The organism is Bariatricus sp. HCP28S3_A4 (genome assembly GCF_052066395.1).
Lineage (GTDB): Bacteria > Bacillota > Clostridia > Lachnospirales > Lachnospiraceae > Allocoprococcus.
Genome location: NZ_JBQHSE010000015.1, coordinates 58,157 through 72,290 on the forward strand (window position 1 = coordinate 58,157; position 14,134 = coordinate 72,290).

Here is a 14,134-nt window from a genome sequence, read left to right on the forward strand (position 1 = left end):
AACTATTTTCATGAAAAATTAAAAACAAACATCTTGATTTTCAAATACATGAAAAAATTGAACCTTTCAAAAAAGAATATTGATTGAGATTATGAATAAAAAACATATAATTTATTTTATAAGATGCATGCAATGATACATGCAAAAATAATAAAGGAGGTTTTGTTATGAAAAGAAAACTCGTGAGCGTATTACTTTGCGCAGCTATGGTTATGACGATGGCAATCGGCTGTGGCGGAAAGAAGGAAGCTGCTACTGAAGACGGAGGAGATTCAGCGGCAACAGAAGATTCCGGTTCTGATCTGATCACGGTTGGTTTCGCTCAGGTTGGTGCAGAATCTGACTGGCGTATGGCGAACTCTGAATCTATGAAAGAAACGTTCTCAGAAGAAAACGGATACGAACTGATTTTTGATGATGCTCAGCAGAAACAGGAAAACCAGATCAAAGCGATTCGTAACTTCATCCAGCAGGAAGTTGACTACATCGTACTTGCACCGGTTACAGAGACCGGTTGGGACACCGTTCTTCAGGAAGCAAAGGATGCAGGTATTCCGGTTATCACAGTTGACCGTATGGTAGATGTATCTGACGACAGCTTATATGAATCATACGTTGGCGGTAACTTCTTACTGGAAGGCCAGAAAGCGGCAGAATGGCTGAAAGCTTACGCTGACGCAAAAGGTATTACTGAACTGAATATCGCTCATATCCAGGGTACAATCGGTGCTTCTGCTCAGATCGGACGTACACAGGGTCTTGAAGAAGCAGCTGAAAAATACGGATGGAACATCGTAGCACAGCAGACCGGTGAATTTACACAGGCTAAAGGACAGGAAGTTATGGAATCTATGCTGAAACAGCATGATAACATCAACGTTGTTTACTGCGAAAACGATAACGAAGCATTTGGTGCAATCGATGCAATCAAAGCTGCAGGTAAGACAGTAGGACCGGACGGAGACATCCTTGTTATCTCATTTGACACTGTTAAAGCCGGTATCGAGATGACACTTACTGGCGATATCATTTGTAACGTAGAGTGTAACCCGCTTCACGGACCACGTGTTGAAGGCCTTATCCAGAAACTGGAAGCAGGCGAGACACTGGAAAAGATTGCTTATGTTGATGAAGGTATCTTTGCATTTGGTTCTGATGTGAAATCTGTTAAAATTGAAGGCGAATTCGCAGGTGAATATCCTGTAACAGAAGTAACACAGGAAGTTGTAGACGGACGTGCTTACTAAGAGATCGTGTATTCGTACATCGTATCAAAAACAGAATATGACGCATACATAGCGTAGTATAAAAGAGAGGCGTAGTAGAATAATCGGTCACTTTCCGAGTATACTGTTACGCCTCTGTCAGTAATATAAAGAGAGAAAGCAGGTGGGACGATATGGATGAAAATGTAGTATTGACTATGAGAGATATATCGAAAACATTTCCCGGCGTAAAAGCTCTTCAGCACGTGGATTTTACACTTCGAAAAGGTGAGATTCATGCGTTGATGGGCGAGAACGGTGCGGGAAAATCTACATTAATTAAAGTGCTTACCGGTGTTCATGATTTTGAGAGCGGCGAGATTAAGATGGCGGGAAACGACAGCCCGATCATCAACCGGTCACCGCAGGAAGCGCAGGAGCACGGAATCAGTACCGTGTATCAGGAAGTTAACTTGTGTCCGAATCTGACGGTGGCAGAGAATTTATTTATCGGACGTGAACCGAGAAAAGCCGGTTTTATCGACTGGAAAACCATGAATAAAAAAGCAACGGAGATTTTAGAGAGCCTGAATATAGATGCATCTGCGACACAGCTTCTGGAAGAGTGTTCTCTGGCCAGACAGCAGATGATCGCAATTGCACGTGCAGTTGATATGAAATGCCGTGTTTTGATTCTGGATGAACCGACATCTTCTCTGGATGATGACGAAGTAGAAAAGCTGTTTACTTTGATGAGAAAGCTGAGAAGTGACGGAGTAGGCATCATATTTGTCACTCATTTTCTGGAACAGGTATATGCGGTATGCGATAAGATCACGGTTTTGAGAAATGGTGAACTTGTCGGGGAATATTCGGTGGCAGAACTTCCTCGTGTTATGCTTGTAGCGAAGATGATGGGTAAAGATTTCGATGATCTTGCGGATATTAAGAGCGCTCACGGACAGCTGAAAGAGTTTATTCCTGTCATCGAGGCGGAAGGTCTTGAACATAAAGGCACGATTAAACCATTTGACCTTACCATACATAAAGGAGAAGTCATCGGTCTGTCCGGACTTCTCGGGTCCGGCCGTTCAGAACTAGTTCGTGCGATCTACGGTGCGGATAAGGCGGACGGAGGCAAGCTGAAGGTGAACGGAAAAGAAGCGAAGATTAACACGCCGCTTGATGCGATGAAGCTTGGTATGGCGTATCTGCCGGAAGACCGTAAGAAAGAAGGAATCCTTGCAGATCTGTCTGTGCGTGAAAATATCATCATTGCCCTTCAGGCAAAACGTGGTCTGTTCAAACCACTCAGCCGGAAAGAAATGGAAGATGCTGCGGATAAATATATCGAAATGCTTCAGATCAAAACAGCAAGCCGTGAAACTCCGATCAAGAGTCTTTCCGGTGGTAACCAGCAGAAGGCGATCATCGGACGCTGGCTGCTTACCAATCCGGAATATCTGATCCTGGATGAGCCGACCCGTGGTATCGATATCGGTACAAAGACCGAGATTCAGAAGCTGGTTCTTGATCTTGCGGATGAAGGAATGGCGGTTACTTTTATCTCATCCGAAGTGGAAGAAATGCTCCGTACCTGTTCGCGTATGGCGATCCTGCGCGACGGCAAGAAAGTCGGAGAACTTTCCGGTGATGAACTTTCTCAGGAAGGTATCATGAAAGCAATTGCAGGAGGTGGCGAGAATGAGTAATACAAAGTTTGATCTGAAAAAGATTACGTCAGCACGTCTGTTCATGCCGCTGGTTTGTCTTGCAGCTGTGCTTTTGGTTAATGTGATTACAACACCCGGTTTCTTTAAAGTTTCCATAAATAATGGAGTTCTCTTCGGGTATGTTATCGATGTGATCAACCGTGCATCCGAACTGGTGATCCTGGCGGTTGGTATGACCCTTGTAACGGCAGCTTCCGGCGGACAGGATATCAGTGTTGGCGCGATCATGGCAGTGACCGGTGCGGTATGCTGTCAGATTCTTACCGGCGGCGAACTGTCCGTTACCGAACACGCCGTTCCGCTTGTGGTTGGTATGTTGGTTGGTCTGTTGGCAGCGGCAGCCTGTGGTGCATTTAACGGTTTTCTGGTTGCGAAGCTGGGAATTCAGCCCATGATTGCAACGCTGATCCTGTTTACGGCAGGACGTGGTATTGCGCAGCTCGTGACAGCAGGACAGATTACATATGTTCGTACCGATTCTTATAAAGTACTTGGCGGATACTTTGCGAAATGTCCGATTCCGACGCCGGTGTTTGTAGCCATCTTTGTTGTAATCGTTGTTACGATTATTCTGAAGAAGACTGCGCTCGGACTTTATATTGAAAGTGTTGGTATCAACGGAAACGCGTCCAGATTGGTTGGTCTGAACTCGACACTGATTAAGTTCCTCACATATGTGATCTGCGGTGTTCTTGCCGGTGTTGCCGGACTGGTTGCTTCAAGCCGTATTTATTCTGCCGACTGTAACAATATCGGTCTGAATAATGAGATGGATGCCATTCTTGCAGTCGCTCTTGGCGGCAATGCTCTTGGCGGCGGTAAATTCAGCCTGATGGGATCTGTGATCGGTGCCTATACGATCCAGGCTCTTACGACCACACTCTATGCAATGAATGTAAAAGCGGACCAGCTTCCGGTCTACAAGGCAGTCGTTGTTGTGATTATCGTCGTTCTTCAGAGCCCTGTATTCAAGAAATGGCTCGCAGGATTTAAGACAAAAAAAGCTGTCAGCAAAGCAGCTGCGGAAGGAGGAGCTAACTAATGAATAAGATCAAACAGCTAAAAAAACAGCTTAATGGAAATAGTTTCCTTCTTTTTATTACAGTTGCGCTGTTCGTTGCTATGTATGTTGCAGGTATGATCGTGTTTGCCGATAAAGGATTCGCGAAGCCGCAGATGTTTTTGAACCTGTTCATTACCGATGCGGGCCTTCTGGTAACATCCATGGGCCTTACGATCGTCATGATCTCAGGTGGAATTGATATTTCCGTAGGTTCGGTTACTGCGCTCGTATGTATGGTGACAGCCGTTTCTATGGAAAAATACGGATTGAATGCTTACACAACGATCGTGATCGCACTTCTGATCGGGCTTGCTTACGGTATCGTACAGGGATTTCTGGTATCTTATCTTGAAATCCAGCCGTTTATCGTAACCCTTGCAGGTATGTTCTTCGGACGTGGTATGACATCGATCGTCAGCGTGGATATGATTTCTATTACGAATGAAGTATTCCTGAAATGGGCGAAATTCAAAATCTATCTTCCGATTGGATCCTATAATAAAAAGGGTGTTTTTCTCCCGGCGTATATCTATCCGACGGTCGTGATCGCAATCTTGATCTGGATCGCGATTATGATCATTATGAAATTTACGAAATTCGGACGTTCGATCTACGCGGTCGGCGGAAATCAGCAGAGTGCATTGATGATGGGGCTGAATGTGAAGAAGATCAAATTTCAGGCATATATTCTGGACGGAATTCTGGCCAGCATCGGTGGATATCTTGTATGTCTTAACAGCTGTGCCGGTTTCGTTGAACAGGCAAAAGGTATGGAAATGGATGCCATCTCCGCATCTGTTATCGGCGGAACCCTTCTCTCCGGTGGTGTAGGTACTCCGTTCGGTACTTTGTTCGGCGTGTTGATCAAAGGTACGATCTCAAGCCTTATTACGACACAGGGTACACTTTCAAGCTGGTGGGTACGTATTGTGCTTTCTGCTCTGTTATGCTTCTTCATCATCCTGCAGAGTGTATTTGCGAAATTCAAGACACGTAATAAATAAGAAATTCTATATAAAGGAGCTGCTTCGGCAGCTCCTTTTCTTGCCGGTTATCCCGAATTTGTGGTGATTCCGGTACCATTCCGTATAGACACGGTTCAAAGTAAAGGACATGATCGCCAGCACATTTGCCCGGATCGTATTTTCAGGCCAGGTGGCATAAATCTCGCTGGAAGCCACATTTTTAATGTAATCTTTATACTTGACATAGTAGTTTTGGGCGGTGGAATCCCTGGGTGAACCGTCGTGGACGACGATGTACTCCGGCACAACGACGCGGCTCAGGACGATTTCTCCGGTTTCGTTGACCGGCTTGATCTCATCCTCGGGAATTTTGGGAGGATAGACACCGTAGAGTGTATGGGCCGGAATCACGAAGATTTCAGGAGGCTGTTCTGGCTCGACGGGGCGCATCCGTACATTCTGGAGTGCCGTGACATCCGCAAGAATCTCGGCGCCGGAGATGCTGACCGGCTCGTATCCGGGAGCGGAAATGTTCAGTGTGTATTCAGAATAGGGCTGCTCTTCGATGGAAGGATTCAGGCTGTATTCGAGAGGGGGAGAATCAAGTTCGATGGTGTCTGTCTGGCCGGAAGAGTTGGTAGTCAGTTTCTCAATGGTATGTTCCGGGATCCCGGAATAGGAGATTTCTATGGTGGCATCTTCTATGGGGCGGGCATTGATCTGGGAAGTGACCGACACCTGAAGCTTGCCGTGATAGGACGAATTCTCCTGCATTGTTTTGAGAAAATTCATATGGAAAACCTCACAAGGATGCTGTTATGAATAATATATTCCGATTCCCCGATATTGTGAAAAATTTCCGGTTATGATACAATTTGAAAGAAAGAAATCATTGTTGAATGGAGTCTGATTGTGGGAAGAAGAAATAGAAGAAAGAAAAAATCAGGATGTCTCGGAGCAGTCACTGTATTTCTCTGTTTTGCGGCTGGACTGATCTGTCTTAGTGCTGCGTATTTCCTGAGAAATCCGAATGCTTTTGAGGTGGTGGGATTTCTGAGCACGGAATCGGGAAAGGATGATGTTCCTCTGTTTGAAGAAGTGCGTGTCACGGAAGAGGAAATGGCGGACGGATTCTATTATGGACTGTTGGAGACAGAGGAAGAGAAGACGGTATATAAGGAAATCTATCAGGGACTGATGGAAGAAAAAGAACATATTTCGCTTCATGCATCAGGGGGAGAACTGGCAAATGCGATTTTCCTGCATGTGTTGAATGATCATCCGGAAATATTCTGGTGCGACGGGAATGCAGTGTCGACTTCGTATTCAGAGACGATTCTGCAGGAAGCCTATGTGGACTTTGCACCGAAATATTTGTGTACCGGCGAGGAGAAAGAGAGGAAAAAGCAGGAGATTGATGCTGCGGCCGGGGAATGTCTGGCGGCGATTCAGGAGACGGCATCCGACTATGAGAAAACTAAGTCGGTTTACGAATATCTGATCCAGACAGTGGAATATAATCTGGATGCGCCGGATAATCAAAATATCTACAGTGCACTGGCGGGGAAGGAATCCGTCTGCGCCGGATATGCACGGAGTACGCAGTATCTTCTGAACCGGCTGGGAATCGTCTGCGCCTATGTCACGGGAACGACGACGGATGCGGACGGAAATACGGAGGATCATGCGTGGAACATGGTACGCTGTGAGGGGGAATGGTATTTCGTGGATACGACGTGGGGCGATCCTATGTTTCAACAGGAAGAGGAGCAGGTCGCTTCCAGAGCGATGACCTACGATTATCTTTGCTGTACGGAGGATATGATTTTACGAACGCATACCCTGAAAGAGGGATATGATTATCCCGAATGTGGGCCGGACCGGTGGAATTACTATCGCATGAACGGGATGTTTTATGAGAGCTATGAACGGGATACGCTGCTTGAAGCTATGTATGATTCGATCGATGCGGGTGAGGCGAGCGTTATCTTTAAATTCGTAAGTGATGCCGTGTATGAACAGGCACACGATGCGGTCACAGGAGAACTGGTTCAGGAAGGCGCTTCGTATCTTGGCAGGATGTATGGGCTCAGGGAAGTTCATTATTCTTATGTGGAGGAACCGCTTCTGGATAAACTTACAATCTATTGGAATTATTCATAAAGGAGGAACAAGAAATGTATTATAAGCAGTATGGAGACACGGATATGAAGGTTTCGGCAGTCGGGCTTGGAACCATGCGGTACGATGAGGAGGACGTAAAGGCGGGACGTTTGGAAAAATGTGCCGAGATTCCGCTCTACGCATTTGAGAAGGGAATCAATTACTGGGATACGGCACCTGCCTATTGTCATGACAAGAGTGAGATCATTACCGGAATCGCACTTTCCCAGCTGAAACGAAGCGACGTGTATGTGACTTCCAAGGTAAATCTCGGAACGTTGAACGAAGATGCAAGCCGGGATAATTTCCGGAGGAGACTGGAGACATCTTTAGACCGGCTGAAGACGGATTATATTGATTTCTATCATATGTGGTGCATGCTGAACCTGGAGTCCTGGGAGAAGCACATGGAACTTTTATACGGTTTCTTTGAAGAGGCGAAGTCAGAGGGACTGATCCGGAATATTGTATTTTCTTCCCATATGCAGGGAAATGATATCGAGAAAGTTGTGGAGACCGGGAAATTTAAGGGAATGCTGATCGGCTACAATGCGCTCAACTACCGGTTCCGCCAGAGCGGGATCAAAGCGGCTCATGAGAATGGAATGGGTGTGGTTGTCATGAATCCGCTCGGCGGCGGTCTGATTCCGCAGAATCCGGATGCTTTTTCCTATCTGACAAGGGGAACGGATCTGACGGTTCCACAGGCGGCGCTCCGGTTTGTGGCTTCCCACAAGGAGATCACGGTTGCGCTGGCAGGATGCACGACGAAGGAACATGTGGATGACGCTGTGAAGGCAGTCGAAAATCTGGAAGAACGTCCGGCAGAGGAAATCGCGGCCATGTATGAGGCAGAAGGTCTTTCTTTCAATAACCTGTGTACCGGCTGCAGTTACTGTAAGGGATGCCCGAAGGAAATTCCAATTCCGAAGATGATGGATGCATACAATCAGTACATACTGACCGGCAAGAAGGATGCAATTACATCCAGAATTGCATATCATTGGGATATTCCGAAAGCGAAAGCGGCAGAATGCATCGGATGCAGAAAATGTGAGAGACAGTGCACACAGCATCTTCCAATCGTTGAGCGGCTTGCCGAGATCGCAGCACTTCCGGACATTGAGGAATAAGGACATAAGAACAATAAGTCAGATGAAGAAGTAAATTAGTAGTTGAAATCTGGTCTCATATGTGTTAGAATTTTTACAATTTGAGAAAGTGGGCGCTCATGGTTGAGAAAAAGACTCCATGAGTGCCTTCTTTTAAGGATTGATGAAGTAAAATACTATGAAGGGATAAGGTGAACATATGAAAGCGTTTCTAATTTTAGAAGATGGAACTGTGTTCGAAGGAACGAGCATCGGGTCGACAAGAGACATGATTAGTGAGATAGTATTTAATACCTCAATGACAGGATATTTAGAGGTGCTTACAGACCCTTCTTACGCCGGACAGGCCGTTGTTATGACATATCCATTGATTGGAAATTATGGGATCACACCGGATATGGAATCGAAAAAAGCGTGGCCGGATGGTTATATCGTAAGAGAATTGTCAAGAATGCCAAGCAATTTCAGATGTGAAGGAACGATTCAGGATTTTCTGAAAGAACAGGATATTCCGGGAATTGCAGGAGTTGATACCAGAGCACTGACGAAGATTCTCCGTGAAAAGGGAACGATGAACGGCATGATCACTACCAATGAGAATTACGATCTGGAAGAGATCATTCCGAAGCTGCACGCGTACAAAGTAGGGGATGTCGTCTCCAAAGTGACCTGCAGTGAAAAATATGTAATTGAAGGAAACGGCCCGAAGGTTGCTCTCATGGACTTCGGGGCTAAGAATAATATCGCAAAGTCTTTAAATCAGCGTGGCTGTGAAGTGACGGTCTATCCGGCTCACACGACGGCTGCTGAGATCATTTCCAGCAATCCGGACGGAATTATGTTATCAAACGGACCGGGAGACCCGGCGGATTGCACCTCCATTATTGAAGAAGTTAAAAAATTATATAATTCCGATATTCCGATTTTCGCGATCTGTCTGGGACACCAGCTTATGGCGCTTGCTAATGGTGCGAAAACATACAAATTAAAGTACGGACACCGCGGAGGAAATCATCCGGTTAAGGATCTGGAGACGGGAAGAGTCTATATTTCGTCACAGAATCACGGATATGCAGTCGATGCGGACAGTCTGGATCCATCTGTGGCAGTTCCGGCATTTGAAAATGTCAATGACAAGACGAATGAAGGAATGGCATATATCGGTAAGAACATTTTCACGGTGCAGTTCCATCCGGAAGCCTGCCCGGGACCGCAGGACTCCGGCTATTTGTTTGACAGATTCATGAAGATGATGGGAGGAACAAAATAATGCCAAGAAATCAGGATATTAAGAAAGTATTAGTGATCGGTTCCGGTCCGATCATCATCGGGCAGGCAGCGGAATTTGACTATGCGGGAACGCAGGCCTGCCGTTCTCTGAAAGAAGAGGGGCTGGAAGTTGTCCTTCTGAATTCAAACCCGGCAACGATTATGACAGATAAAGATATCGCGGACCGTGTGTATATTGAACCGCTTACAACGGAAGTGGTAGAACAACTGATTCTGAAGGAACAGCCGGACAGCGTCCTGCCTACACTGGGCGGACAGGCCGGACTGAATCTTGCGATGGAGCTGGAAGAGGCAGGTTTCTTAAAAGAGCATAATGTCCGTCTGATCGGTACCACAGCAGAGACGATCAAAAAAGCGGAAGACCGTCTGGAATTCAAGGCCACCATGGAGAAGATCGGGGAACCGGTAGCAGCGTCCCTTGTCGTGGAAAATGTGGAAGACGGTGTTGCATTTGCGGCTAAGATTGGATATCCGGTCGTGCTTCGTCCTGCATACACCCTCGGCGGAAGCGGCGGCGGTATCGCACACAATGTGGTGGAACTGGAAGAAATCCTGGCGAACGGACTGAGACTTTCCCGTGTCGGACAGGTTCTGGTCGAACGCTGCATCGCAGGCTGGAAGGAAATCGAATATGAGGTGATGCGTGACAGCAAGGGCAACTGCATTACCGTATGTAATATGGAAAATATTGACCCGGTGGGGGTTCATACCGGAGACAGTATCGTAGTCGCTCCGTCCCAGACTCTGGGAGACAAGGAGTACCAGATGCTCCGTACCTCTGCGCTGAATATCATCAGTGAGCTGAATATCACCGGCGGATGTAACGTGCAGTACGCGCTTCATCCGGAGACTTTTGAATACTGTGTAATCGAAGTAAATCCGCGTGTAAGCCGTTCTTCCGCGCTGGCTTCCAAGGCGACCGGTTATCCGATTGCGAAGGTTGCGGCCAAGATCGCGCTGGGATATACGCTGGATGAGATCAAAAATGCAGTTACGAAGAAGACTTACGCAAGTTTCGAGCCGATGCTGGATTACTGCGTAGTCAAGATGCCGAGACTTCCGTTTGATAAATTCATCAGTGCGAAGAGAACCCTTACCACACAGATGAAGGCGACCGGAGAGGTCATGAGTATCTGTGATAACTTTGAGGGAGCCCTGATGAAGGCAATCCGTTCTCTGGAACAGCATGTGGATAGTCTGATGTCTTATGATTTCACAGCACTTTCCAGAGAGGAGATCCTGGAAAAACTGGAGATCGTAGATGATCGTCGTATCTGGCTGATTGCAGAAGCAATCCGCAAGGGAATCAGCTACGATGAGATCCATAACATCACCAAGATCGACAAATGGTTTATCGACAAGATCGCGATCCTGGTAGAGATGGAACAGGCACTGAAGACACAGGAACTTACTCCGGAACTTTTAAAAGAAGCAAAACGAATCGAATTCCCGGACAATGTGATCGCGCGCCTGACCGGAAAGAGTGAGCGCCAGATCCATGACATGCGCCATGAAAACGGAATCGTTGCAGCCTATAAGATGGTCGATACCTGTGCGGCAGAATTCGCGGCAGAGACACCGTATTACTATTCCGTATACGGCAGTCAGAATGAAGTGGAAGAGACCAGCGGCAAGAAGAAAGTTCTGGTACTTGGTTCCGGACCGATCCGAATCGGACAGGGAATCGAATTTGACTTCTGTTCTGTACATTGTACCTGGGCATTTGCAAAAGAAGGTTATGAGACGATCATTGTAAATAACAATCCGGAGACGGTAAGTACCGACTTCGATATCGCAGATAAATTGTATTTTGAACCGCTCACACCGGAAGATGTGGAGAGTATTGTGGATCTGGAAAAACCGGACGGAGCCGTGGTGCAGTTCGGCGGCCAGACGGCGATCAAACTGACCGAATCCCTGATGAAGATGGGAGTCCCGATCCTCGGAACCGCTGCGGAAGATGTAGACGCCGCGGAAGACAGAGAACTCTTTGACGAGATCCTGGCACAGTGCAACATCCCGCGCCCGAAGGGAGACACCGTATTTACCGCAGAGGAAGCAAAAGAGGTTGCAAATCGTCTCGGTTATCCGGTATTGGTTCGTCCTTCCTACGTGCTTGGCGGACAGGGCATGCAGATTGCAATCAACGATCACGATATCGACGAATTCATCGGTATCATCAACCGGATCGCGCAGGATCACCCGATCCTGGTAGATAAATATCTCCAGGGAAAAGAGATCGAGGTCGATGCGGTCTGCGACGGCGAGGATATCCTGATTCCGGGAATCATGGAACATATTGAACGTGCAGGAATCCATTCCGGCGACAGTATTTCGGTTTACCCGGCACAGAGCATTTCCGAAGTGACAAAACGCAAAATTGAAGAATATACAAAACGACTTGCCAAAGCGCTGCATGTGATCGGTATGATCAACATTCAGTTCATCGTATGCGGCGAAGAAGTCTATGTTATTGAGGTCAATCCTCGTTCCAGCCGTACGGTGCCGTATATCAGTAAGGTGACGGGTATTCCGATCGTACCGCTTGCAACCCAGGTGATCATCGGACACAAGCTCAAAGAACTCGGCTATACTCCGGGGCTTCAGAAAGAAGCGGACTATATCGCGATCAAGATGCCGGTATTCTCCTTTGAGAAGATCCGCGGCGCGGACATCAGCCTCGGACCGGAAATGAAGTCCACCGGTGAGTGTCTTGGTATTGCAAAGACATTTAATGAAGCACTTTATAAAGCATTCCTCGGTGCAGGTGTCAACCTTCCGAAATATAAGAATATGATCATGACAGTACGTGATGATGATAAACCGGAGGCAGTGGAGATCGGACGCAGATTCCGTGCACTGGGCTACCGCATTTTCGCAACAAGAGGAACCGCAGATTATCTGAATGAGCATGGCGTCAAGGCAATCGCAATCAAGAAAATCGAGCAGGAATCTCCGAACCTGATGGATCTGATCCTGGGACATCAGATCGATCTGGTTATTGATACACCTCCGCAGGGAGCAGATCGCTCCAGAGACGGATTCCTGATCCGTAGAAATGCGATCGAGACCGGTGTCAACGTCCTTACCGCGATGGATACCGCAAACGCGCTTGTAACCAGTTTGGAAAATACCGATATCCGGCAACTTACGTTGATCGATATCGCGAAGATTAAATAAAAGTGCAGGTGAGAATGATGACAAAAGCAAATAAAAGAGAGACGCTCAAAATTGAAAACATGTCCGGAGGAGCAGGCTATATCCTGAAAGAAGTGCTGCTTGGCAAAGAAGAAATGGGAGAGTACTGCAAGCTGTTCGGACAGGTGACTCTCAAACCGGGATGCGAAATCGGATACCATGAGCATCACGGAGAGACAGAGACTTACTATATCGTAAAGGGATCCGGAGTCTATACAGATAATGGGGAAAAATACCCGGTGGAGACAGGGGACGTAACCTTCTGCAAAGATGGAAGCGGACATGGGCTGCTGAATACCGGTGATGAAGATATGGTGATTATTGCATTGATTTTGTTTGTTTAAATCGGACGGCCCCGGAGGAGACACAGGGATTTCTCACTCCGGAGAACGGACAAAATTCGGCAGGCTGTTCGCCCTTTTGGGCGGACAGTCTGCCTTTTTTGTTCGTTCTAGTCGCAATACAATCCCTGTGTCTCCTCTGGGGCCTGGGGATTTAAGACGGGAATTCGTAGGGGCAAGACGGGAGGGAGTCGACTAAGATCTACTGATTGGATTAAAATGATTTGACGCCTTTGGGAGGCGCGAATCATTTTAGCTTTCATTTTAAAGTATGTGTATAGTTGTTCAGTTCATTCAGGAGTCGGATGTTATCCTGGGGAGACATGATGCAGAAGCGGATGTATTCGCCTTTGAGCTGTTCGAAGGTGGAACAGTCGCGTATCATGAGGCCCTGGCGGATGAGGTGATCGAAGGCTTCCTGGGAGGTGAGGCCGGGGGTGAGCAGGCGGACCAGGATGAAATTGGCGTAGGCCGGGTAGGTTTTCAGGTGGCTGTTGCCTGCCAATGTTTCCAGCATGCGGGCGCGCTCGCTAAGGATCAGGGAGCGGGTTCTGGAAATATAGGATTCGTCGGTGAGCATGAGCCTGCCGGCGAGTGCGCCGATGCTGCTAAGGCTCCATGGGTTCTGCATCTGGATCAGGGATGAGAGAAAATCGTGGTTGCTAGTGGCACCGTAGCCCAGGCGCAGTCCGGGGGCTGCAAAGAATTTGGAGACGCCGCGCAGAACCATTAGTTCGGGATAGTCCGGGACGAGCTGCATGGCGGTGATCTCACTGATGTCGGGAGCAAATTCGACATAGGTTTCATCGATCATGAGGAAGCTTCCGGCACTGCGGCAAGTTTCCAGTATGGTGCGGATCTCTTCCTTGCTGAGGGCGGAGGAGGTCGGATTATTCGGGTTGCAGATGATGACAAGATCGTAGTCATTTTCCCGGATCGTACGGCAAAAATCCGGAATATCCAGATGGAAATCCAGTTCTTCTTTTAAATTATAATAGGAAAGAGTGCTTTCTGTAAGGGTAAGCTCCCGGCTGTATTCGGAATAGGTAGGGCCGAGAAGCAGC

At 47.4% G+C, this 14,134-nt stretch carries 10 protein-coding genes and 1 pseudogene; 9 read left to right on the forward strand and 2 right to left on the reverse strand.

Annotated elements, in window-relative coordinates:
- Nucleotides 1-167: 167 nt before the first annotated feature.
- From ACTNBF_RS09290 to ACTNBF_RS09305, 4 genes are all read left to right on the forward strand, one after another.
- Nucleotides 168-1,247 carry an ABC transporter substrate-binding protein gene (locus tag ACTNBF_RS09290; protein WP_427805782.1) on the forward strand — a complete coding sequence of 360 codons (1,080 nt, stop codon included), beginning with the start codon at nucleotides 168-170 and terminating at the stop codon, nucleotides 1,245-1,247.
- A 152-nt stretch (nucleotides 1,248-1,399) separates the two neighbouring features.
- Nucleotides 1,400-2,917: a sugar ABC transporter ATP-binding protein gene (locus tag ACTNBF_RS09295; RefSeq protein WP_427805781.1), complete on the forward strand. Its 1,518-nt coding sequence runs from the start codon at nucleotides 1,400-1,402 to the stop codon at nucleotides 2,915-2,917.
- Nucleotides 2,910-3,980 (forward strand): ABC transporter permease, encoded by a 1,071-nt coding sequence (locus ACTNBF_RS09300; protein WP_441089134.1) that lies wholly within the window; start codon nucleotides 2,910-2,912, stop codon nucleotides 3,978-3,980. Before ACTNBF_RS09295 ends, ACTNBF_RS09300 begins: the two co-directional genes overlap by 8 nt.
- The gene (locus ACTNBF_RS09305) at nucleotides 3,980-5,005 is read left to right on the forward strand and encodes an ABC transporter permease subunit (protein ID WP_441089135.1); all 1,026 of its coding nucleotides are present in this window, start codon (nucleotides 3,980-3,982) and stop codon (nucleotides 5,003-5,005) included. Before ACTNBF_RS09300 ends, ACTNBF_RS09305 begins: the two co-directional genes overlap by 1 nt.
- A gap of 45 nt (nucleotides 5,006-5,050) precedes the next feature.
- Here the strand turns inward: ACTNBF_RS09305 and ACTNBF_RS09310 are convergent.
- Nucleotides 5,051-5,758: pseudogene (locus ACTNBF_RS09310) on the reverse strand (carboxypeptidase-like regulatory domain-containing protein); the annotation flags it as partial.
- A gap of 120 nt (nucleotides 5,759-5,878) precedes the next feature.
- On the opposite strand from ACTNBF_RS09310, the gene ACTNBF_RS09315 reads away from it, so the two are divergent.
- The 5 genes from ACTNBF_RS09315 to ACTNBF_RS09335 all read left to right on the forward strand — a co-directional run bounded on the left by ACTNBF_RS09315 (nucleotide 5,879) and on the right by ACTNBF_RS09335 (nucleotide 13,073).
- On the forward strand, nucleotides 5,879-7,129 hold the full coding sequence (locus ACTNBF_RS09315) for a transglutaminase domain-containing protein (RefSeq protein WP_441089136.1): 1,251 nt from the start codon (nucleotides 5,879-5,881) through the stop codon (nucleotides 7,127-7,129).
- Between the two features lie 14 nt (nucleotides 7,130-7,143).
- Nucleotides 7,144-8,262, forward strand: a complete 1,119-nt coding sequence (locus tag ACTNBF_RS09320; RefSeq protein ID WP_441089137.1) for an aldo/keto reductase — start codon at nucleotides 7,144-7,146, stop codon at nucleotides 8,260-8,262.
- A 178-nt stretch (nucleotides 8,263-8,440) separates the two neighbouring features.
- Nucleotides 8,441-9,511, forward strand: a complete 1,071-nt coding sequence (locus tag ACTNBF_RS09325) for a carbamoyl phosphate synthase small subunit (protein WP_427805777.1) — start codon at nucleotides 8,441-8,443, stop codon at nucleotides 9,509-9,511.
- Nucleotides 9,511-12,711 carry a carbamoyl-phosphate synthase large subunit gene (gene carB, locus ACTNBF_RS09330; protein ID WP_441089138.1) on the forward strand — a complete coding sequence of 1,067 codons (3,201 nt, stop codon included), beginning with the start codon at nucleotides 9,511-9,513 and terminating at the stop codon, nucleotides 12,709-12,711. The genes ACTNBF_RS09325 and carB overlap by 1 nt, the downstream gene beginning before the upstream one ends.
- Before the next feature lie 17 nt (nucleotides 12,712-12,728).
- Complete coding sequence (locus ACTNBF_RS09335) at nucleotides 12,729-13,073, forward strand: cupin domain-containing protein (RefSeq protein ID WP_441089141.1); 345 nt, start codon at nucleotides 12,729-12,731, stop codon at nucleotides 13,071-13,073.
- A 256-nt stretch (nucleotides 13,074-13,329) separates the two neighbouring features.
- On the opposite strand, the gene ACTNBF_RS09340 is transcribed toward ACTNBF_RS09335, so the two are convergent.
- A partial coding sequence (locus ACTNBF_RS09340; RefSeq protein WP_441089139.1) for a pyridoxal phosphate-dependent aminotransferase occupies nucleotides 13,330-14,134 on the reverse strand: 805 nt, incomplete at its 5' end.